This is a genomic window from Sphingomonas sp. GW821-FHT10F09 (assembly GCF_058809195.1).
Window position 1 is genome coordinate 76323 of sequence record NZ_JBXASI010000006.1, and the last position, 21571, is coordinate 97893.

Below are 21571 nucleotides of genomic sequence, written 5' to 3' on the forward strand. Positions count from 1 at the left end.
TCGCGAAGAGAGCGGGCGGGCGCGCGGCGGTTAGCGGAAGATGACGCCCTGCCCGTTGCCGGGCTTCATCGGCGCGCCGTTGCGGAGCATCGCGATCACCTCCGCCCCCGCGAGCAGCACCGGGCCATAGCCATGCGCCGCGCGGACGTGGCGCGGGCGGTAGTAATAGAAAGCGGGATCGAAGCCGACGCCGGTGCCGACGCAGACATCCTCGACCTCGCCCGCCGCCGACACCTTGGTCGAGACGCCCTGCCAGGCGAGCAGCGCGACGGGCGCATAGGCGCGCCGGTCGATCCAGCCGTGATTGATCGCGCGCGCGATGGCATAAGCGTACATCGCGCTCGCCGAGGTTTCGAGATAGCTGTCGGGCCGGTCGAGCAGCTGGTGCCACAGGCCGGTGCCCGACTGCACCCGGGCGAGGCCGGCGACATGCGCCTTGAGCTGCGCCAGCACCGCGGGGCGGCCGGGATGATCGGCGGGCAGCACGTCGAGCAGCTCGACCATCGCCACCACAGCCCAGCCGTTGGCACGGCCCCAGTGGAAGGCGGGGTGCGGGTCCATCCCCTCCACCCAGCTGTGCATGTACAGCCCCTTGTCGGCGACGAACATGCGTTGCGAGAATTGCAGGATCTGGCGGACGGCATCGTCGTAATAGCGCCGCTCGCCGGTCAGCGCGCCCATCTGCGCAAGGCCGGGGACGCTCATGTAGAGGTCGTCGAGCCACAAAGTGACGGGCAACGGCCGTTGCCGCGCCAGCGTGCCGTCGGGCATGCGGAACTGGCGGTTGGCGATCCAGTCGAGATAGACCTGGATCTGCGGCCGGACGTTGCGGTTGGCGAGGCCCGCCCGCTGCACCTTGATGAGCGCCGCCGACATCGCGCCGGAATCGTCGAGCCGGTCGGGCGCGAGCATGTTGCGGACCGGCGTCGCCTCCGCATCCGCGCGGGTCGTGCGATAGCGGGCGGCGACATCGGCGACGAAATTGACGCGATCGGCGGCGTAGCGGGTGTAGCGCGCATCGCCCGTCACCTGTCCGGCGAGCAGCGCGCCGGCATAGGTGACGCCCCATTCGTAGCTGGTCAGGCGGAACCCGGGCTTGAAGACATTGGCGGGCACCAGCCTGCCGACATCGACCGCCGTGCCGCGCGCATCGACCATGCCGATCGGCGCCTCCCGCTCGATATAGCCGAGCACGCGGTCCATCACCGCCTTGATCGCGGTGGCGGACGAATCGCGATACGGCATCGGATAGGCGGGCGGCAGGCGGGTCGGGGCGTCGCCGACGTCGGTCACCGCGGCGGTGCTGGCCGGCGGCGCGACCGGCACCAGTTGCGCGATGGCGGGCGCGGCCAGCAGGGTAGCGGCGATTGCCGCCATGGTCGTCGCGGCTCGATCTGCGGCAGGCATCGCCCTCTCCCTGTCCCGTCCCTGTCACGGCCGGCTTTCCGCCGGCTCGGTCAGCTTGTCGTACAACAGCCGTTCGTTTAGGGAAAGAGCCTTGCTGCCGAACGCGGCCGGGAGTTGCGAATGACCTATCTGCTGGACCGTCGCGCCGTCCTCGCCGCCGGCACCGCCCTGGCCGCGAGGGCGTCTGCCCGCCCCGCGCCGGACGACGACTGGGCGCGCGCGCGGACGATCGCGGCACGGGTGGGCGTACCGCGGTTCGCGCGCCGCGTGTTCGACATTCGCGCCTATGGTGCGACGCGCGGCGGCGCGGTGTCGTGCACGCAGGCGTTCGCCGATGCGATCGCCGCCTGTGCCGCGGCGGGCGGCGGGCGCGTGCTGGTGCCGGCAGGGCGCTGGCTGACCGGCGCGATCCGGCTGGTGTCGCGCGTCGAGCTGCATCTGGATGCGGATGCGACCATCCTTTTCAGCACGGATCCCGCGCATTACCCGATCGTCGACACCCGGTTCGAAGGTGTCGAGCTGATGAACTATGCACCGCTGATCCATGCCAGCGATGCGCAGAACGTCGCGGTCACCGGGCGCGGCACGATCGACGGCCGCGGCGCCGCCTGGTGGTCGTGGAGCGGCGGCAAGCGGTACGGCTGGCGCGACGGGCTGCCGAGCCAGCGCGCCGCGCGCGACCGCCTGTTCGCGATGGCGGAGGCGGGCGTGCCGGTGACGCAGCGGCGCTTCGGCGCGGGCGGCTATATCCGACCCAATCTGATGCAATTCCAGCGCTGTCGCAACGTGTTGATCGAGGGGGTGACGCTGCGCGATTCGCCCTGTTGGAACGTGCATCCGGTGCTGTCGCGCGACATCACGATGCGCGGCGTGACGGTCACCGGGCTCGGCCCCAACAACGACGGCTGCGACCCGGAATCGGTCGACGGCATGGTGATCGAGCGCTGCACCTTCGATACCGGCGACGATTGCATCGCGATCAAATCCGGCCGCAACGCCGACGGGCGCCGGCTGGCGGTGCCGTCGCGCGACATCCTGATCCGCGGCTGCACGATGAAGGCCGGACATGGCGGCGTGGTGATCGGCAGCGAGGTGTCGGGCGGCGTCGCGCACGTCTATGCCGAGGATTGCACGATGAGCAGCCCCGATCTGTGGTATGCGCTGCGCTTCAAGACCAACGCGGTGCGCGGAGGGCGGATCGCGCATATCCGCGCGCGGGACATCACCGTCGGGCAGGTCGGCCGCGCGGCACTGACCTGCGATTTCAACTATGAAGAGGGGGCGAACGGCCGCTTCGTCCCCGAACTCGACGATGTCGTGGTCGAGCGGCTGAGCGTCGCCGACACCGGCCGCGTGCTCGACTGCCAGGGCCTGCCGCAGGCGCCGGTCGGGCGGCTGACCCTGCGCGATTGCCGGTTCGACAAGGTGCGCGAGCCGAGCATCGTCGAACGGATCACGCAGCTGCGGCTGGAGCGCGTGCTGGTCAACGGCCGGCCCGCCACCCGCCTGTAATTCCCGCCACTTGTCATATAAGCCGGGGCATCCTAGCATCCGCCCGATACACGGGGACGACGATCCTCGGGAGGAGGATGGGATGCAGGCGGACGATCACGATCCGGGCCGGCGCGCCGTGCTGGTCGGCATGGCGGCGAGCGCCGCGGCGGTTGCGGGGCGGGTATCAGCGGCGACGGGCCGGCCCCGACGCTATGTCCAGGTCGGCTGCGGCAGCCGCGCGCGCATGTATCAGGATGCGATCTGGGGGCCCCACAAGGCGCATGCCGAGCTGGTCGGCATCTGCGACACCAATGCGGGGCGGCTCGCGCTGGTCGGACGGCGGGCGGCACAGGCGGGGGCGCGACCGCCAAAAGCCTATGCCGCAACGGATTTCCGGCGGATGATCGACGAACTCAAGCCCGACGGCCTTATCGTCACCACCCCCGACGTCAGCCATGTCGACTATATCGTGCGCGGGCTCGACGCGGGCCTCGACGTCATCACCGAAAAGCCGATGACGACCGACGCCGCGCGGACGCAGGCGATCATCGACGCGTGCAAGCGCAACGACCGGCACGTCCGCGTCAATTTCAACTATCGCTACGCCCCTTATCGCAGCCAGGTGAAGAAGCTGCTGATGTCGGGCGCGATCGGCGACGTGCTGTCGGTCGATTTCCACTGGCTGCTCAACACCGTGCACGGCGCGGACTATTTCCGCCGCTGGCATTCGCAAAAGCCGATCTCGGGCGGGCTGATGGTGCACAAGGCGACGCACCATTTCGATCTGGTCAACTGGTGGCTGTCGGACACGCCGGTGTCGGTCGATGCGACCGGCAAGCGCGACTTCTACACGCCGGCGATGGCGAAGCGGATGGGGCTGAGCGGTGCGCACGACCGTTGCCTGACCTGCCCGGAAAAGGCGCAATGCAGCTTCTATCTCGACCTCGCCGCCGATCCGGGGCTGAAGGCGCTGTTCCTCGATAACGAGGCGCTCGACGGCTATCACCGCGACCGCTGCGTGTGGCGGCCCGACATCAGCATCGAGGACACGATGAACGTGATCGTCGGCTATGCCGGCGGCACGACGCTAAGCTACAGCCTCAACGCGTTCAATGCCTGGGAAGGCTATCACGTCGCGTTCAACGGCACCAAGGGGCGGCTGGAGCATAGCGTCGTTGAGAGCGGCGGCACCGCCGGCGCGGCGGAGCGCGAATCGCGCGACGTGGTGACGACGCGGATCATCCCGATGCGCGGCAAGCCGCAGGTCGTCACTCCCGACGAGGGCGCGGGCGGCCATGGCGGCGGCGACGCGGTGATGCTGGCCGACATCTTCGATCCGAACCACGCGCCCGACCCGCTGCTGCGCATGGCGGACGAGCGGGCGGGTGCGGCGTCCTGCCTCGTCGGCATCGCCGCCAACCGCTGTTTCGAGACGAAGCGGTCGGTGCGGATCGCGGACCTGGTCACCGGCCTCGGCCGGCCGGACCAGACGCGGATGCCGCTCCACACCGCCCCGGTGCCGATGCCGATGAAGCGGACGTAGGGCGCCGCCGGGCCCGGAAGTCCCGCACCGGGCGGCCATGTACGTTCAATGACGTATCACGCCCGCCCGGTGTTCCGAATACCGTCCCGCCCATGTTCGATTCGCGGGAATGGTCATGAACGGAACACTCGTCGGCAAACGGCTCATCGGCACGCAGGCGCCGGTGACGGTCGGTTGGGAAAACCTGCCCAGGGTGGAAGGCGGACCGGTCAAGCTGTTCGTCTTCACCTGGTTCCAGCCGGCGATGCTGCTCGGCCTGATCGCCTTCTGGTTCTATGCCCCCAATTCGATCGCCAAGGCATCGACCGCGATCGGGATCGGCATCGGATTCAAGGCGCTGCTGCTCGCGCTCGAATGGGTCAACCCGCGGTTCGACAGCTGGCGCCTGACCTGGAAGGAGGCGGTGACCGACCTGTTCTACGTCGGGCTGGGCTACACGCTGCTGCGCCTCGTCGACGACTATATCGGCAGCGATGCGGTCGCCGACTATATCCAGCAGGGTCTGCACTGGGACAAGCTCAACTGGTTCATGACCCTGCCGCTGCTGCTGCAGGCGTTCATCATCTCGTTCGTCTTCGACTTCGGGCAATATTGGATGCACCGCGGCATGCACAACTGGCATCCGCTGTGGCTGACCCACGCGCCGCATCATTACATCACGCAGCTCAACATCAACAAGGGCGCGGTCGGCAACCCGGTGGAGCTGTTCCTGATCGGGCTGGGGATCGGCGGCTTCTTCGACTTCCTGCCGCGCGCCGCCCTGCTTGCCGGCACCTTCGGCCTTGCGGTCGGCACCTATCAGCACATCAACGTCCGCTTCAACAGCCCGCGCTGGTGGCGCTTCCTGTTCAACACCACCGAACATCACAGCGTCCACCATTCGCAGGATTACGAGGCGAGCCGCAGCAACTATTCGGGGACTTGGATCATCATCGACCGCCTGTTCGGCACCTGCGTCGATGGCGAGGCGGAGCTGTTGGGGATGGAGGGCGGACGCCCGATGTCGATCCGCGAGACGATGAGCTATCCCTTTACCGAGGGCTGGAAATCGATCCGAGAACGCTTCGCCCGCCCCATGGCCGGCGACGCCGTGGCTGTTCCCGCCGAATAGCGGGCGCGTCCGCCCCCGGACACGCGCATGACCGGCCGACATCGAGGAGATCACGTGAACCTGCGCTTCATCGAATGGATCTGGCACGTACGCGGCAGCATGGCGCTGTCACCCGATTTGTCGCGCGATGACGCCTTCGACCGGCTCGACCCGGTGTTCCGGCAGAGCGGCACGCGCAGGGATCGCATGGACGACACTCTGGTGTTCACCAAGCGGGACCAGGAGGCGCAGGACAAGATGTCGGTGTTCGACAGCGGCGTCCTCCGGATCGAACAGGGCGTCGCCGGGATCGTGCTGCACTATCGCCTCATCAGCCGCGCCCTGCTGTTCTGCTTTCTGGCGCCGTTCCTGTTCCTCGGCATCGCGCAGCTGACGATCGCGATCGGCAACCACCAGAAGGCGGCGGCCGAAGCCGCGGCCAAGGCGGGGACCGCGCCGAAGAAGAAGCCGGAGAAAGCGGTCTTTCCGCTGAACCCGATCGACAAGGCGCTGGGCGCGCCGGAGCCCGAGGACCCCAAGAAAAAGAAGAAGAAGGACGAGGACAAACTGCCCTCCCCCACCCCCGCCTATGTGTTCGCGGGGCTGTTCGCCACGCTCTACGTCGTCGGGCGCGTGCTGGAGGATCGGCTGGTCCGGTCGCTGTTCCGGAAACGGCTGGCGGGTGCCTAACCGGACCGGACCGGCATGGTCCGGCAGGCTGCGGATCGCGATGCTGGCCATGCTGCTGTCCGCCGCGGCGCCTGCCACCGTCGGCCCGCGGTTCGCGCACTGGATCGACGGCACCGGCGCGCACGAACCCGAAACGCAGGTGCAGCGGATCGATGCCGACACCTTCGTCATCCGCCAGTCGGTGCGCACCAATTTCGAGGCGCCGTTCCTCTACCTGCTGTTCGGCACCGATCGGGCGATCCTGATCGACACCGGCGCCGGCGGTCTGTCGATCCGGCCCACCGTCGAGCGGCTGATCGCGGCGTGGCGGGCACGGCACGATGGCCGGACGGTCCGGCTGATCGTCGCGCATTCGCACGGCCATGGCGACCATCATGCCGGCGACGACGAATTCCGCGCGCGGCCCCAAACCGACGTCGTCGGACTGACGCCGCAGGCGGTGGCGGCGTTCTTCGGCATCGCCGACTGGCCGAACGGGATCGGCCGATACGACCTCGGCACCCGCATGATCGAGATCGTCCCGACACCGGGTCACGAGCCGGCGCACATCATGGTCTATGACGCGCGCACCCGCCTGCTGTTCTCGGGCGACATGCTCTACCCCGGCCGCCTCTATGTCCCGACCCACCGGATCGCGGTGTTCCGCGCGAGCGCCGACCGGCTCGCCGCCTTTGCCGCGACCCGCCCGATCCGCGCCCTGCTCGGCGCGCATATCGAGATGACGACGACGCCGCGGCGGGATTATCCGAAAGAAGCGGCGGCCCACCCGTCCGAGCATCCGCTCGCGCTGCCGCCCGCCGCGATCGAGACGCTCCGCCGCGCCGCAGCGGCGCAGGGGGCGACGCCGGCGATCGACGCCCACCCCGATTTCATCCTCTATCCCGTGCCGCCCCGGCCGGCATCCTGACTTCGGACGGGCGGACCGGATCAGTCTCCGGGTGCGATCCGCACCGACAGGCCATCCAGCGCGGGCATGAAGGCGATCTGGCACGACAGGCGCGACGTCGCCTCCCGCCGGTCGCTGCCGTCGAGCAGCGCATCCTCGTCCTCGCCCATCGGCGACAGCCGGTCGGCGAAGGCGGGGTCGACATAGACGTGGCAGGTCGCACACGAACAGCAGCCGCCGCACAAGGCAGGCAGCGATTCGAACCCGGCATCGCGGATGACCTCCATGACGCTGAGGCCGGCCTGCGCACAGATCGTGACGGGTTCGCCGGCCGGCGGCGTGACAATCAATTTGAACATGGGATTTCGATCCATTCGGCCGTGACGGCCGGAAAAAAGGACGGGCCGACCGGCCGCGTCATCATGGCGACGGCAGGCCGCCGGTCGGGATCGACCGACGGCGCCGGGACTCAATAGTGGAAGCGGAACTCGATCCCCCCGCGCCGCGGGGTCAGCACCGATCGCGCATAATAGCGTTCGACGACGCCGGTTCGCACCTGATTGAACGAACTCTGGTCGTTGCTGACGCTGGTATAGGCATATTTGTCGAAGATGTTGTCGATAAAGAAGCCGACGTCGAACGGCTTCGTGCGATAGGTGATCGCGGCGCGGTGGGTGACATAGCCGGGGATCTTCTCGCCGAAGCCGCGCAAGCCGACGCGTGAATAGATGTTGCCGGTATAGGTGCTCGCCCAGCTCGCCTCGATATCGGTGCCGTCGCCCATCGGACGGGTGTAGATTAGCTGCGCGCTGCCCGAATTCTTGGCGGAGCCGGGCAGGCGATCGCCGTCGAGCGCGTCGTAGCGCACGCCCTGGCTGACGACGAGGCTGGGGAAATCCTCCGTCAGATGCGCGTCGACGTAGGAATAGGTGCCCTGGAACACGAGCTCGGGCACGATCTTGAACGAGCCGGACAGCTCGACACCCTGCGACACCGCGCCGCCGGCGTTGGTGGTGATACCGACCGCGCCGTTGACCGTCTGGCTCGGCACCTGGACGTCGCCCCATTTGACGCGGAAGCCGCTGAGCGTGAACTGCAGGCGCCGGTCGAACAGGCCGGCGCGCAACCCGACTTCGAGATTGCGCGTCTTGTCGGGGCCGTAGACCAGCTCGTTCGCCAGCGCGCAGACGTTCTGCCCGGCGGGCAACGGCACGACGCACGGCGCGACGCGATTGACGCCGCCGATACGGTAACCCGTGCTGTAGGTCGCATAAGCGAGCAGATCGGGGCTGAACTTGTACGACGTGTTCGCCTTCCAGACGAAGCCGTCGTCGCCGGTGCTGCCGGACCGGACGCGGCTCGGAGCGAACTGGATCAGCGGATAGGGCGTGCGGGTCAGGCCGCCACCGAACAGAGGCGTGTCGGTGCCGCCAGTCGCGGTGGCGTCATATTTGAAGTAGCGCAGGCCACCCGTCACCTGCCACGCCTGCGTGACGTGCAAGGTCGCCTCGCCATAGGCCGCCTTCTCGACCGTCTTCGTCTTGACGAAGGAGATATATTCGAGGTCGTCGGGCCGGTTGACGCCGGCGAAGGCGGCGAAGCCCGGCGTATATTCCTGCCGGTCCGAATCGTATTTCAGGCGGTTGTAGAAGCCGCCGAGCACCCAGCTGAACGGCCCGCCGTGCGACGAGACGAGGCGCACCTCCTGATTGAGCTGGCGATAGTCGCGGTTGCCGTTCGAGAAGGAGGAGAAGGCCGGAAACGCCTCATAGCCGTAATCGAGATCGAGCAGCAGATCGGTATTGTCGTCGTTGCTCCTGATATTCTGCTTCGTATAGGCGGTCGTGCTGACCAGCTGCGCGACGTTGAACAGGTTGAGGTTCACTTCGGCCGAATAGAGGTCAGCGCCGCGACGGAACCGCTCGAGATAGCGCCACGGCCCCTCGTAGCGACCGGTGCCGAGCACGCCGGCGCCATTCGCCTGCCGGCCGTCGGTTTTGGTTTCCTGATGCGCGTAGGTGAAATAGGCCTTCACGTTCGGATTGTATTCGAGCAGCAGCGTGTTGCGGGTCGTGAACGTATGTTCGAAACTGACGTCCGCCACGCGCCGAAAGTTGGCGGCATAATCCGCGGTCGATCCGAGCGCCCCCTGCGCCGCGGTCGCCCCCCGCACCGGCTGCGCGTTCGAGACGCCGGGGGTTTGCAGGATGTAATTGTAATCGATGAAGCCGGGATTGTCGTAATAGCCGACGACCGAGCGCAACGCGATATGATCGGAGACGATCGGGATGTTGACGGTGACGTCGCCGATCCGGCCGAAATCGCCGCTGTGCGACTGCGCATAGGCGCGGCCGTGGAGATCGACCGAGAAGCGGCTCGTGTTCGGCCGGTTGGGAATGTAGCGCACCGCGCCCGCCAGCGTACCGAGGCCGTATAGCGTGCCCTGCGGCCCGAGCAGGGTTTCGACGCGGTTGATGTCGAGCAGCTTGAAGTCGAGGTAGAGCGGGACTTCGCCGAGATAGACGCCGACGGCGTTGTTCTCCGCCGATCCGAACACGCTGGTGTCGCCCGATTCGATGCCGCGCAGGATGATGTTGCCGCTGCTCGCGGGGCCAGTGTCGACGACGGTCACGCCGGGGGTGAAGGCGGCGAGCCCGCGGATATCGTCGATACGCTGACGCGCGATCGTCTCTTCGGACACGGCGCTGATGTTGATCGGCGCATCCTGCAGCGTCACGGTGCGGCGGCTGCCGGTTACGATGATATCGTTGCTGCTACCGTCCGCCGACGCCTGCTCTTCGGTCGGAACCGTCTGCGCCATGGCGGGCGTGGCGGCGAGCCCCGCCAGAACCGTCGCACCGAGCAAAGCCGCGCGAGAAATCGATCGAGCCAACCTGAACCCCCTTAAAATCCGGACGCCGCCAAACACGCGTCCCTGTGCCGTCAGCCACGCCGTTTTTGTGCATGTGCTAACACGCACCGTTTGGTGAATCGGGCCGGACCGCCATGGGGTGTTTGACGTAGCGCCCCGGCAACGCCGCCGACGGGCATGCCGAAACGCCGGACGTCGACGGCCGCGCACGCCCGGGGCGCCCGCGGTCATCAGCCATCCAGCGCGGATCGTTGCTTATTTCGGCGGTGCAGCAGGCGCCGTGCCGTCCGGCGTCAGGCTCCACCAGGACAGGGTGTGGACGTCGTGCGCGCTGGTCCACAGGCCGCCGGCGGCATAGCGCAGCGCGCCGCTGCCGCTCGCGGCGCCGAGCCGGCCGAGGATCGCCAGCGAGGCCGGATCGATCATGACGAAGCTCTGGTCCGCGGTCGTGCGCAGCCACACCGCGCCCCCGCCGGTGTCTATATCGCCGTAGAGCAGGTCGGCGCCGACCTTCACCCGGCCGGACACCGCACCGGTGGCGGGATCGATCCGGGCGAGCGTGCCGTCGCCCTGCTCCTGCACCCAGACCGCGCCCTCCCCTACCGCGAGGAAACCGGGCTGCTTGCCCAAAGCGGTGCGGCGGACGACGGCGTTGGTGGCGGGGTCGATCCGTTGCAGCGACTGCCTGTCGCTGCTGACCGCCCAGAGCGCGCCGGACCCGAAGGCGAGGAAGAAGGTGCCGGGATCGACCGCGATCGAGGCGACGACGCGGTTGCCGGCGGGGTCGATCCGGGCGACCTTGCCCCCCGCGTCGCTCGCCACCCAGATCGATCCCGCCCCGGCGGCGACGTTCAGTTCGCCCTTCGGATTGGCGATACCGGTCGGGATGGCGGCGATCAGGCGAGCGGTCTTGAGGTCGATGCGGTTGACCGTGCCCTGCTTGCAATCGGCGACCCATAGCGAGCCCATGGCGATCGCCATCGCGCCGCAGGGGTGCGCCATCGCCACCTCGGCCAGCTTGCCGGTGCGCGACCAGCGTTCGACGCGCCCCTTGTTGGTCGCCCAGACGCTGTCGCCGTCGACCGCGAGGAAGTCGGCGAACCCCGGCACGGTGATGACCTGCGCCTCGTGCGGTTGCGGCACGGTCCTGGCGGCGGCGGGCGCGGCGGCGCCGATCGAGAGCACGGCGGCGATGAGCGGGAGCCAGTTCGTCATCACCCGGCCACCGCGTCGGTCGCGATCGCGGTGGTGCCACGCCGGGACTGCAAACGGTCGAGGAGCGGCCGGAGGGGGAATAGGAATTGTTCGGGGATCGACAGGCGGCGCCGGTCGTCCTGCCCCACCACGCTGGCCTCGCCGTCGCGATAGGTGCCGAAGATGCGATCGAGCAGGATCAGCGAATTGCCGTAATTGCAGCGCGTGTCGTCATAGGCGGTCGAATGGTGCAGGCTGTGATGGCGGATCGTGGTGAAGACGAAGCTGTACCAGATCGGCGGATCGGCGCGGACATTGGCGTGGGCGAAGCTGGAGACGACGCCCAAGACGTTCAAGCCGCAGAACACCGCGGTCAGCGGCAGGTCGAACAGGGCGACGACGCTGAGGCTGATGAGGAACAGCTCGACCGGATTGCCGACATAGCCCTTCATCGCGTTGAGCTGCGTGATGTGGTGATGCGGCGCGTGCACCAGCCAGAACGGCATCGCATTGTGCATCAGGCGGTGCATCCAATACTGGCCGAATTCGATCAGCACGACGACCAGCGCGACCTGCACGAGGAACGGCAGCTGCATCGCCCATGCGGTGGTCAGTCCGAGCGACGCCTTGAGCGCGTGGAGCGGCTCCTCCGCCAGCGTCGTCGTCGCCCAGGCGATCGCGGTCGATCCGAGCACGACGTAGAACAGGTCGGTGAGGAATTCGCGCCGGTCGATCCGCCAGCCGCTATGCCGCTCCGCCACCCATTCGAGCGCCTGGACGAAGGCGGTTATCAGCGCCGACGTGACGACGAGCAGCCAGGGTTTGGCGAGCAACGACGCCGGCGCGAGCGCCCAGAAGCCGACGACGGCCGCGACGGTCAGCGGCGGCAGCAGATTGACGACGGTCTTCTTCATGGTTCGCCCCGGTCACATGTGCACGGACGGGCGCCGCGATCCTGACTGGATCGCACCTGCCCCCGTAACCGTGACCATAGGGTCACGAGTACGGCGCGCGCAGGTGGTCGAATGACGTAGGGCTCGCCGGGTGGCGAAGGAGCGTGGCCTTCACCCGTTCGGGGGCGAACCAGTCTAGCGGAGCGAGGCGAGTTCGACTGCGGCGGGCACCTTGGCCTGCGCGGTGCGCGTCTCGATCCGGGTGCGGACCTGTTCGGCGACGTCGGCGCGGCAATCGCGGGCGCGGGCTTCGAGGTCGAGGTGGATCGTCGCGAGCTTCTCGCCGCAGATCGTACGCGCGGCCTGATCGACGCGGATCGCGAGGCGCTGCTGGCCGTCGGCGGTGGCGAGGTCGATGCCCTGCAAGGTCACGACGGCGGACGGCTTGCCGAACGTGCTGTCGGGGGCGGCGCGATCGCTGGCGACAGCGGCGGAGCCGAGCGAAACAGCGGCAACCGCCGCGAGAACCATCTTCATCGTAACTCTCCTGCAACCAGTGTCCGCCTATTCGTGCGGCGCACCGGAGATATAGTCGCAGGAAGGCGGCCGCGCAACAATGCACGTTCGCCTAATCAACAATGCTGCCTGATGACGGCAGTTTAGAACGTTGTTATTACCTATACACGGAGTATTATTACGAGTTACTGGTGTTCCATATCGTTGTTTATCAAGCGAGTTATCGGTGTTTATTACGGATCATCGCGCCCGTACTACCAGAGAGGCCAGCTCGACATCATGGCCGAGCATGCCGATCGGCAGGCGGACGGTGGAGCTGTCCTCGACCGTTCCGGCCGGATCGACCACCGCGACATGGATGCTGCGCGCGAACGGGGCGGACCAGCTGCGCAGCGTTGAGACCGGCACCTGCACCGACCAGGCGCGGCCCCCGGCTGGTGCGATCGACCGGTCGTTGATGCGGATGCGGGAGGTGGTCGAGGCGCGGTGGCCGCGCACCAGCAGGCAATCGCGGTCGCCGCAGGAGACGATTTGCGTGGTGGCGATCGGCCGGGCGGACGCCGCGGCGCCCCAGACCAGGAGCGGGGCGGCCAGTGCGAGCCGGGCGACGGATGGCATCATGCACCCTCGATCGCCGACGTCGCGCCGCCCGACCATGAGGCGTTTGACGTAGCCGCGCCGGCGCGGCCCGGCCGTCAGTCGATGGCGATGCCGCGATCGGCGAAGAAGGCGGCGACCGGGGCGAGCGCCGCCGCATGCCGCCGCCATCGCGCCACCGAATCGCGATAGATCGGACGGCGCACCTGCGCGGCGCTGGGCGTCGATACCGCCGTCGTGTTGGTGTGGAAATCGAGACAGCCGTCGAACCAGTCGAGCCCGCAATGCGCCAGCAGGCGGCGCGTCTCCCCCTCCTGATCCGCGACCAGCGCCTCGTAGCGCAGTTCGAGGATGCGGCCGGGCAAGGCGCGGTGCCAGACGGCCATCAGCGAATCGAACGCGGCATAATAGGCCGCGATGTCGAGCAGGTCGTAGCTGTAATCGTAATAGCGCGAGCCGATCGCGAACAGGTTGCGGAAATTGGCGAGCACCGTGTCCATCGGGTTGCGCCGCAGACAGATCAAGGTCGCGTTCGGCAGCGCGCGGGCGGCGATGCCGGCATAATGGAAGTTGCCGGGAAACTTGTCGACGAAGCGCCGGTCCGGCATCCGCCGATGATGGTCCGCGCGCGCCAGATAGTCGCGGCCGATCGCGGCGAGGTCGGCGCCGGCTGCGGCGCGGATCGTCTCCGGGTCAAGCACGGTGCGGCTGCGGGTGCCCGCCGCCGCCTTGACCGCGAGCGGCAGCGCCTGCAGCTCGCCGACGCTCTCGATATCCGGGTGCGAGGCGAGGATGCGGTCGACCAATGTCGTGCCGGTGCGCGGCATGCCGATGATGAGGATCGGCGCCGCCGACGACGGATCGCCCACCGGTGCCGCCGCCATGGCGGGCCACGCCGCCTCGATCGCCGCGAAGATCGCCGCGTCGCGGGCGACGTCATAGCCGAGCGCGGCGCGGTGCGCGGCGTTGAGGCGCGTCAGCCGGGCGAGTGCTTCGTCGCCGCGACCGATATCCTCCAGCTCCTTGGCGAGCGCATAGCCGGTCAGCAGCCGGTCGCCGTCCGCGGTGGCGCGGTCGTGCGCGGCCGACAGGCGGTCGATATGGTTGTCCGTCGCGGTCTGCTTGCGCAGGCCGGCGAGCAGGTGATGCGCGCGGGCATCGTCGGGCGTGCGCGCGATCACCGTTTCGAGCAGCGCCGCCGCCTCGTCGGTTCGGCCGAGGAAGCTCAGCGTCGCCGCCGCATTGTAGAGAAACCGGTCGTTGTCGGGCGCGAGCGCGACGGCGACCGTGAAATGGGGCAGCGCGGCATGGTGATCGCCCAGCCGCGCATAGACGCAGCCGATCGTGTCGCGCGACAGCGCATCCTGCGGCGGATCGTCCTCGGCGGCGCGCAGCACCGCCGCCACATCCCCCTCGCGCCGGACCAGAGTGTAGAGCCGGGCGAGCTGCGCGCGATATTCGCCCGCAGGCGCGATCGCGACCGCCCGTTCAATCCGGTCGATCGCCGGCCGGATCCGCCCGCTTTCCGCCTCGACGATGCCGAGCAGGAACTGCCCTTCCGCCGCGCCGCCCGGCTCGGCCAGCCGGATCGTCGCCAGCCGCGCCGCGCCGGCGAGGTCGCCGCGCGCGAGCGCCGCCCGCGCCGCCGCAGCGGCGGTGGAGGGCTGGTCCGCGGTCATTGCGCCAGCGTCGCCACCGCGATCGCCGTCGCCGAGGCGCGATTTTCGACCCCCATCTTCTGGAAGACCTGTTCCAGATGCTTGTTCACGGTGCGCGGACTGATGTGCAGGATCTCGCTGATCTCGCGGTTCTGCTTGCCGCGGCTGATCCACACCAGCACCTCCGCCTCGCGCGAGGTGAGGCCGTGGCGTTCGGCGAGCAGGCGCTCGGCATCGCCCTCGCGCTTCTCGGTCAGGCGGAACAGCCATTCGCTGGCGCTCGTCTGGCGCAGGATCGTGCACTGGATCGTCGTGTCGCCGATCGTGAGCGACGCGAGCGCGCCGGCCGGCACATGCGGCTCCTGCAACCGCCGGATCGTCGCGGCGAGCGCGTCCGGCAGGCCTACGTCGCGCGCCGTCCAGCCGGGGAACAGCCGCTCGATCGTCGCGGCGGCGAGCGGGGTGAGCCAGCTCGTCCGCCCCGCATCGTCGACCGCGAAGGACGGCCGTCCGGCGGTGTCGAGCGCGAGCTTGCTGCTCTGCGAGATGCGCGCATTGGCGAGGTGGACGGAGACGCGGGCGAGCAGTTCGTCGACGACGATCGGCTTGTGCACGTAATCGACCGCGCCGGCGTCGAGCCCGCGCACGACATGTTCGGTATCGGCGAGCCCGGTCATGAAGATGACGGGGACGTGGCGGAACCGGCCGTCCTGCTTGATCCGCCGCGTCGTCGCGAAGCCGTCGAGCCCCGGCATGACCGCGTCCATCAGGATGAGGTCGGGGACGACATGTTCGAGCAGGTCGAGCGTCGCCAGCCCGTCGATCGCGATGAGCACGGTCATGCCCGCCTGTTCGAGCGTCGCGGTCAGGAAGCGCAGCGATTCGGGGGTGTCGTCCACCACCAGGATTGTGGCACCGGTGTCGTCAGGCCGCATCGTCGAGCGTCCGGGCCAGTGCGCGCAGGTCGAAGGCGTCGAGCAGGCGGCGCAGCTGCGCGACCCGCGCCGCGGTGTCGGGAACGGCGGCCTCCAGATCGTCGAGCACGGTTTCGATCGCGCGGACGTGGCCGAGTTTGATGAACCGGCGGATATCCTCGACATAGGGCTCGGCAGCGGCCGGCAGGGCGGCGGGGCGCGCGACCGGCGGCGCGTCCGGCGCGTCCGCGGCGAGGATCCAGTCGAGGCCGAGCTGGCGCGCGATCGCATCGAGCAGCGCGTCGAGATCGACCGGCTTGGTCAGGAACGCATCGTGCAGGCCGCGGCCGTCCTGCCCGGTGCGGAATTCGTGCGCATTGGCGGAGACCATGACGATCCGGATCGCGCGGCCGAACCGCGAGCGCAGCTGTGCGGCGACGTCCCAGCCGTTGCAGCCGGGCATCTGGATGTCGAGCAGGACCAGATCGGGCGCGCAATGGTCGGCCAGCGCGAGCCCGTCCGCGCCGCCGGTGGCTTCGAACACGGCAAAATCGAGCGGGCGGAGCAGATGGTTCACGATCGTGACCTGCGCCGGATTGTCGTCGATCACCAGAATTGTCTTGCGCGCGCCGTGATAGCCGATGACCCGCGCATAGGTCGGCGCCCCGGCCGGGGCGGCGCTCGGTTCGGGCAGCAGCATGCGCAGCAGGAAGCGGCTGCCCTGCCCCGGCTCGCTCGTCACGGTCACCTCGCCGCCGAGGATGCGGGTCAGCACGCGCGTGATGGCGAGCCCCAGCCCGATTCCCGGCTGCATCGCCGCATCCGGCGCACTGCCGCGCTCGAACGGCTCGAAGATGCGCTCGAGGTCTTCGGGGGCGATGCCGATGCCGGTGTCGCGCACCTCGATCGTCGCGGTCTGGCTTCGATAGCGCACGGTCAGCGTCGCGCCGCCGCGGTAGGTATATTTGATCGCGTTCGACAGCAGGTTGATGAGGATCTGGCGCAACCGCTTTTCGTCGGTGCGGACGAAGGCGGGCAGCCGCCCCTCGACCACATAGTCGAGCGACAGCCCCTTGGCGTCCGCCTGGGTGCGGAACATCGCGACGACATGGTCGAGCAGCGCCGGCAGGCGGACGATGTCCTGCCGCACCTGCAGCACGCCGCTTTCGACGCGCGAGATGTCGAGCAGCCCCTCGACCAGATTGGTGAGATGCTCCGCCGATCGCCGGATCACCCCGCCCGCCTCGGTCGCCCGGATCGGATCGCCCCGCTCGAGCAATTGCGCATAGCCGAAGATGGCGTTGAGCGGCGAGCGGATCTCGTGGCTCACGGCGACGAGGTAGCGGGTCTTGGCGGCATTGGCCGCCTCCGCCGCGTCCCTCGCCTGCGCCAGATCGGCCTCGGTATCGCGATGCGCGGCGATTTCCTGGCGCAGGCGGTCGGCGTCGCGGCGACTGGCGTCGCGGGCGTTGCGGAACAGTCGGGCGAACGCGAGGGCGGCGACCAGCGCGAGGCCGGAGCCGATCGCCCAGAGCATGTCCGCCGCCCCGTGGGTCATCGCATCGGGCGCCCCGGCGGCCGGCGGCAAGCGCAGGCGCGACGCCCGCCGGAGCCAAGCCGAAGCACCGTCGATCCGCCCACGACAGTGGTCGAATGACGCATTGCAGCATCACGAATTGGGGTGACACATGCCATGGCCCCAGTCTATAAGTCGTATTACTGGATTGAGCAAACGTAATATCGGAAGCAGCATCCAGCGGCTGGAACTCGCGCTTTTCGCGCTGCGCAACAGGGGGTCGAACATGGCAGGCTGGGTTTCGAGAACGCGCCTTGCGATCGCGGCGGTCGCGATGATGGCCACCAGCTCCTGCGGCGATGGCGGCGGCGCACAACAGGCGAAGCGGACCGACTTCACCATCGGCTGGTCGATCTATGCCGGCTGGATGCCATGGCCCTATGCCCAGCAGGCCGGCATCGTGAAGAAATGGGCCGACAAATACGGGGTGAGGATCAACCTCGTCCAGGTCAACGACTATGTCGAATCGGTCAACCAGTTCAACGCCGGCAAGCTCGATGGCGTCACGCTGACCAACATGGATGCGCTGACGATCCCCGCCGCCGGCGGCAAGGACACCAGCGCGATCATCCTCGGCGACTATTCGAACGGCAACGACGGCGTCGTCCTCAAGAACGCGAAGAGCCTGTCGGAGATCAAGGGCCGTACCGTCTATCTGGTCGAGCTGTCGGTGTCGCACTATCTGCTGGCGCGCGGGCTGTCGTCGGTCGGGCTGAAGCTGTCCGACGTGAAGACGGTCAACACCTCCGACGCCGATATCGTCGGCGCCTTCGCCAACCCCGCGGCGACCGCGGTGGTCACCTGGAATCCGCAGCTGGGCGAGGTCGCGAAGCTGCCCGGCGCGGCGGTGGCGTTCGATTCGCACCAGATCCCGGCGGAGATCCTCGACCTGCTCGCGGTCGATACCGCGACGTTGAAGGCCAACCCGAACCTCGGCAAGGCGCTGGCGGGCATCTGGTACGAGACGATCGCGCTGATGCAGCGGCAGGACGCCGGCGGCGTCGCGGCCCGCGCGGCGATGGCCAAGATGGCGGGCTCCACCCCGCAATCGTTCGACGCGCAGCTGTCGACCACACACCTCTACGGCACGCCGCAGGATGCGGTGGCCGCGATCCGGTCGCCGACGCTCGGCAATACGATGACGAAGGTGCGCGACTTCAGCTTCTCCAAGGGGCTGTTCGGCCAGGGTGCGAAATCGGCCGACGCGATCGGCATCGGCCTGCCCGGCAAGACGCTGGGCGATGCCAAGAACGTCAAGCTGCGCTTCGACCCGACCTACATGGAGCTGGCCGCGGCCGGTAAATTGTGAGGGGGCGGCGATGCGCTGGGTAAACGTCCGGCCGCGCCGCGGCACCGCCTTCCTGCTCGGTGCGCTGCCGCTGCTGCTGGTGCTGCTGCTCTACGTCACGGTGTCGGCGGCGCATCATGCCTCGAACCCGTCCGACAAGGTGCTGCCGACGTTCGGCGCGATGACCGCGGCGATGCATGGCCTGCTCGCCGAAGCGGACCCGCTGACCGGCCGGCTGATCTTCTGGGCCGACACCGTCGCCAGCCTGCAGCGGCTCGGCCTCGCGCTCGGCATCTGCGCGCTGTCGGCGCTGCTGGTCGGGCTGGTACTCGGCGTCCTGCCCGCGGCCCGCGCGACGCTCGGCGGGCTGGTGACGACGATCGCGGTGATCCCGCCGATCGCCTTGCTGCCTGTACTGTTCATCGTCTTCGGACTGGGCGATACCGCCAAGGTCGCGCTGATCGTCATCGGCGTCGCCCCCTTCCTGATCCGCGACCTCGCCGATCACATCGCGGCCATTCCGCAGGAACAGCTCATCAAGGCGCAGACGCTGGGCGCGAGCAGCTGGCAGCTGGCGCTGCGCGTCGCGCTGCCGCAGGCGCTGCCCCGCCTGATCGCCGGGCTGCGGCTGTCGCTGGGGCCGGCGTGGGTCTATCTGATCTCCGCGGAGGCGATCGCGTCCGACGTCGGGCTCGGCTATCGCATCTTCCTCGTCCGCCGCTATCTGTCGATGGACATCATCATCCCCTACGTCGCCTGGATCTCGCTGCTCGCGATCGTGGCGGATATCGCCCTCGCCCAGCTCAGCCGGCGCGCATTCGCCTGGGCGCATCAGGCCGGCCGATGAGCGACATCCTCTCCTTCCGCAACGTCTGGCTCGAATATGGCGACAAGATCGTGCTCGAGCGGGTCGACATCGACATCGCCGAACGCAGCTTCGTCTCGATCGTCGGTCCGTCGGGGGCGGGCAAGAGCAGCTTCCTGCGCCTCGTCCTGGGTCAGGAGGCGCCCACCCGCGGCCGTATCCTGCTCGACGGTACGCCGCTGACGCCCGAATGCGGCCCCGACCGCGGCGTGGTGTTCCAGCGCTATTCGGTGTTCCCGCACCTGACCGCGCTGCGCAACGTCATGTTCGGCGCGGAATGCACGAAGGCGCCGCTCACCGCCCGCCTGTTCGGCCGCGCCCGCCGCGATGCCGCCGATGCCGCCGCCGCGATGCTGCACGAGGTCGGGCTGGGCGACGCGCTCGACGTCTACCCCGCGCAACTGTCGGGCGGGATGCAGCAGCGGCTGGCGATAGCCCAGGCGCTGATGGCGCGACCGCGCGTGCTGCTGCTCGACGAACCGTTCGGCGCGCTCGACCCGGGCATCCGCCAGGACATGCACCGGCTGATTCTGCGGCTGTGGGAGGAGCATGCGCTGACCGTGCTGATGGTGACGCACGACATCGGCGAAGCCTTCGGCCTCGGCACCCGGGTGCTCGCCTTCGACAAGCGCCGGCACGACCCGCACGCGCCGCACCGGTTCGGCGCGACCGCCACCTATGACCTGCCGCTGACGCGCAGGACGCGCACCGACGCCGTCGAAGTTCCGGCGGAAGTATTACGTTTGACAGAATCGGTAATAACTGGGACACCTGCCGCATCGTGAAGGACGCCTCTCCCTCCAGCCTCGCGCGGCTCAGCATGAGCCTGCCCGCCGAACTCTTCCGCCAGCTCGACGCGATGGTGGAGGATCGCGGCCTGCCCTCGCGCTCGCAGCTGATCGCAGAGTTGATCCGCGACGAATTGGCCGAACACGGCGCCGCCTCGCGGCCGGAGGACATGCTCGCGGGGACGATCACGCTCGTCTATCGCGCCGAGCTCGGCCGCGTGCGCCACCAGCTGGCGCAGACGCAGAGCGACTATCTGAAGGAGGTCATCTCCTCGCAGCACGTCTTCCTCGAGGACGACCAGTCGCTCGAAGTGCTGCTGGTGCAGGGGCCGGCCCGGCGGCTGCGCGACCTGTGCGATGCGCTGCGCAAGGTGCGCGGCGTCCAGCAGCTGCGGCTGTTCACCACCACCGCGCTGCTTCCCCCGCTCCACGAACAGGACGAGGTCGCGCCGCACAGCACAGGAAAAGCGGCATGAACACGCTTGCAGACCCCAATGCCGCCCGTGCGCACGCCCGCGCCATGGGCGGCACCGTCGTCGAGGCGATGCCGGTCCTGCCGCCCCGCGCCGACGACCTGCCCGCCGGCATCGCGCCGGACGATCTGCTGTGGGAGGAAACGATCGCCGCGGGCGGCTATGCGACGCGCATCCTGCGGCGCGGGACGCGGTTGCGGCTGATCGACCTTCAGGGCGATGCCTGCGCGTCGCTGCTGCTGTTCAACGCGGCGATGCCGACCGAGCGGCTCAACATCGCCGACACGGTGAAGGTGCAGTGGAACGCCTATCCCGGCGCCGGCAGCCTGCTGCTGTCCGACATGGGCCGCGCGATGGCGAGCATCGAGACGGACGAGGCCGGCACGCATGACGCGTTCTGCGGCCCCTCCACCGCGGCGTCGAACGCGCGTCGCTACGGCGACGGCAGCAATTCGGGCGATCATCCCGGTGCGCGCGACCGGCTGCTGCTCGGCGCGGCGAAGCACGGCCTCGGCCGGCGCGACGTCCATCCCTGCATCAACCTGTTCAAGGGCGTGGCGATCGCCGCGGACGGCGGCGTCGCGGCACGGATCGGCCCGTTCGCGCCCGGCCGCGCGCTGGTGCTGCGCGCCGACATGGACGTCATCCTCGTCCTCGCCAATTGCCCGCACGTGCTCGACACGCGGCCGTGGAGCGTCACGCCGCTGCGCGCGACCGCATGGCGCGGCGCGGTCGCCGGCCGGGACGATGCGATCCGCAACGCGACGCCGGAACGGCAGCGCGCCTTCCTCAACACCGACGATCTGTACCGCTGCTGAGATGGACAC

General features: G+C 68.7%; 20 protein-coding genes. 10 read left to right on the top strand and 10 right to left on the bottom strand.

Annotated features, from left to right (window positions below; genetic code table 11):
• Positions 1-30: 30 nt before the first annotated feature.
• Positions 31-1407, bottom strand: a complete 1377-nt coding sequence (locus AC1RTO_RS16800) for a glycoside hydrolase family 88/105 protein (protein ID WP_493161935.1) — start codon at positions 1405-1407, stop codon at positions 31-33.
• A gap of 120 nt (positions 1408-1527) precedes the next feature.
• Between AC1RTO_RS16800 and AC1RTO_RS16805 the strand changes: the two genes are divergently transcribed.
• The 5 genes from AC1RTO_RS16805 to AC1RTO_RS16825 all read left to right on the top strand — a co-directional run bounded on the left by AC1RTO_RS16805 (position 1528) and on the right by AC1RTO_RS16825 (position 7131).
• A complete protein-coding gene (locus AC1RTO_RS16805) occupies positions 1528-2919 on the top strand; it encodes a glycoside hydrolase family 28 protein (RefSeq protein ID WP_493161936.1) in 1392 nt (463 codons plus the stop codon).
• 82 nt (positions 2920-3001) lie between these two features.
• The gene (locus tag AC1RTO_RS16810; RefSeq protein WP_493161937.1) at positions 3002-4444 is read left to right on the top strand and encodes a Gfo/Idh/MocA family protein; all 1443 of its coding nucleotides are present in this window, start codon (positions 3002-3004) and stop codon (positions 4442-4444) included.
• Between the two features lie 115 nt (positions 4445-4559).
• A complete protein-coding gene (locus AC1RTO_RS16815) occupies positions 4560-5555 on the top strand; it encodes a sterol desaturase family protein (protein ID WP_493161938.1) in 996 nt (331 codons plus the stop codon).
• A 54-nt stretch (positions 5556-5609) separates the two neighbouring features.
• Complete coding sequence (locus AC1RTO_RS16820; protein ID WP_493161939.1) at positions 5610-6224, top strand: hypothetical protein; 615 nt, start codon at positions 5610-5612, stop codon at positions 6222-6224.
• 40 nt (positions 6225-6264) lie between these two features.
• A complete protein-coding gene (locus AC1RTO_RS16825) occupies positions 6265-7131 on the top strand; it encodes an MBL fold metallo-hydrolase (RefSeq protein ID WP_493161940.1) in 867 nt (288 codons plus the stop codon).
• 20 nt (positions 7132-7151) lie between these two features.
• On the opposite strand, the gene AC1RTO_RS16830 is transcribed toward AC1RTO_RS16825, so the two are convergent.
• From AC1RTO_RS16830 to AC1RTO_RS16870, 9 genes are all read right to left on the bottom strand, one after another.
• Positions 7152-7469, bottom strand: coding sequence for a 2Fe-2S iron-sulfur cluster-binding protein (locus AC1RTO_RS16830; RefSeq protein WP_493161941.1), 318 nt, complete (start codon positions 7467-7469; stop codon positions 7152-7154).
• 110 nt (positions 7470-7579) lie between these two features.
• On the bottom strand, positions 7580-10003 hold the full coding sequence (locus tag AC1RTO_RS16835) for a TonB-dependent receptor (protein ID WP_493161942.1): 2424 nt from the start codon (positions 10001-10003) through the stop codon (positions 7580-7582).
• A 234-nt stretch (positions 10004-10237) separates the two neighbouring features.
• On the bottom strand, positions 10238-11197 hold the full coding sequence (locus AC1RTO_RS16840; protein ID WP_493161943.1) for a Vgb family protein: 960 nt from the start codon (positions 11195-11197) through the stop codon (positions 10238-10240).
• Positions 11197-12090 carry a sterol desaturase family protein gene (locus AC1RTO_RS16845; protein WP_493161944.1) on the bottom strand — a complete coding sequence of 298 codons (894 nt, stop codon included), beginning with the start codon at positions 12088-12090 and terminating at the stop codon, positions 11197-11199. The genes AC1RTO_RS16840 and AC1RTO_RS16845 overlap by 1 nt, the downstream gene beginning before the upstream one ends.
• 174 nt (positions 12091-12264) lie before the next feature.
• Positions 12265-12606, bottom strand: a complete 342-nt coding sequence (locus AC1RTO_RS16850; protein ID WP_493161945.1) for a UrcA family protein — start codon at positions 12604-12606, stop codon at positions 12265-12267.
• Between the two features lie 219 nt (positions 12607-12825).
• Entirely contained in the window at positions 12826-13206 is a 381-nt protein-coding gene (locus tag AC1RTO_RS16855; RefSeq protein ID WP_493161946.1) for a hypothetical protein, read from the bottom strand.
• 74 nt (positions 13207-13280) lie between these two features.
• A complete protein-coding gene (locus AC1RTO_RS16860) occupies positions 13281-14861 on the bottom strand; it encodes a sulfotransferase family protein (protein ID WP_493161947.1) in 1581 nt (526 codons plus the stop codon).
• On the bottom strand, positions 14858-15775 hold the full coding sequence (locus AC1RTO_RS16865) for a response regulator transcription factor (protein WP_293876092.1): 918 nt from the start codon (positions 15773-15775) through the stop codon (positions 14858-14860). Before AC1RTO_RS16865 ends, AC1RTO_RS16860 begins: the two co-directional genes overlap by 4 nt.
• Complete coding sequence (locus AC1RTO_RS16870; protein WP_493161948.1) at positions 15765-17312, bottom strand: ATP-binding response regulator; 1548 nt, start codon at positions 17310-17312, stop codon at positions 15765-15767. Before AC1RTO_RS16870 ends, AC1RTO_RS16865 begins: the two co-directional genes overlap by 11 nt.
• Positions 17313-17556: 244 nt before the next feature.
• Between AC1RTO_RS16870 and AC1RTO_RS16875 the strand changes: the two genes are divergently transcribed.
• Genes AC1RTO_RS16875 through AC1RTO_RS16895 form a run of 5 tightly spaced genes read left to right on the top strand, consistent with a single transcriptional unit; the run spans position 17557 to position 21562 of the window.
• Positions 17557-18639 carry a putative urea ABC transporter substrate-binding protein gene (locus AC1RTO_RS16875; RefSeq protein ID WP_493162047.1) on the top strand — a complete coding sequence of 361 codons (1083 nt, stop codon included), beginning with the start codon at positions 17557-17559 and terminating at the stop codon, positions 18637-18639.
• Positions 18640-18649: 10 nt separating this feature from the next.
• Positions 18650-19465 (top strand): ABC transporter permease, encoded by an 816-nt coding sequence (locus tag AC1RTO_RS16880; protein WP_493161949.1) that lies wholly within the window; start codon positions 18650-18652, stop codon positions 19463-19465.
• The gene (locus AC1RTO_RS16885; protein ID WP_493161950.1) at positions 19462-20268 is read left to right on the top strand and encodes an ATP-binding cassette domain-containing protein; all 807 of its coding nucleotides are present in this window, start codon (positions 19462-19464) and stop codon (positions 20266-20268) included. The genes AC1RTO_RS16880 and AC1RTO_RS16885 overlap by 4 nt, the downstream gene beginning before the upstream one ends.
• Before the next feature lie 35 nt (positions 20269-20303).
• Positions 20304-20747 (top strand): CopG family ribbon-helix-helix protein, encoded by a 444-nt coding sequence (locus tag AC1RTO_RS16890; protein ID WP_293876374.1) that lies wholly within the window; start codon positions 20304-20306, stop codon positions 20745-20747.
• Positions 20744-21562, top strand: coding sequence for an urea amidolyase associated protein UAAP1 (locus AC1RTO_RS16895; RefSeq protein ID WP_493161951.1), 819 nt, complete (start codon positions 20744-20746; stop codon positions 21560-21562). Before AC1RTO_RS16890 ends, AC1RTO_RS16895 begins: the two co-directional genes overlap by 4 nt.
• The last annotated feature ends 9 nt before the right edge of the window (positions 21563-21571 follow it).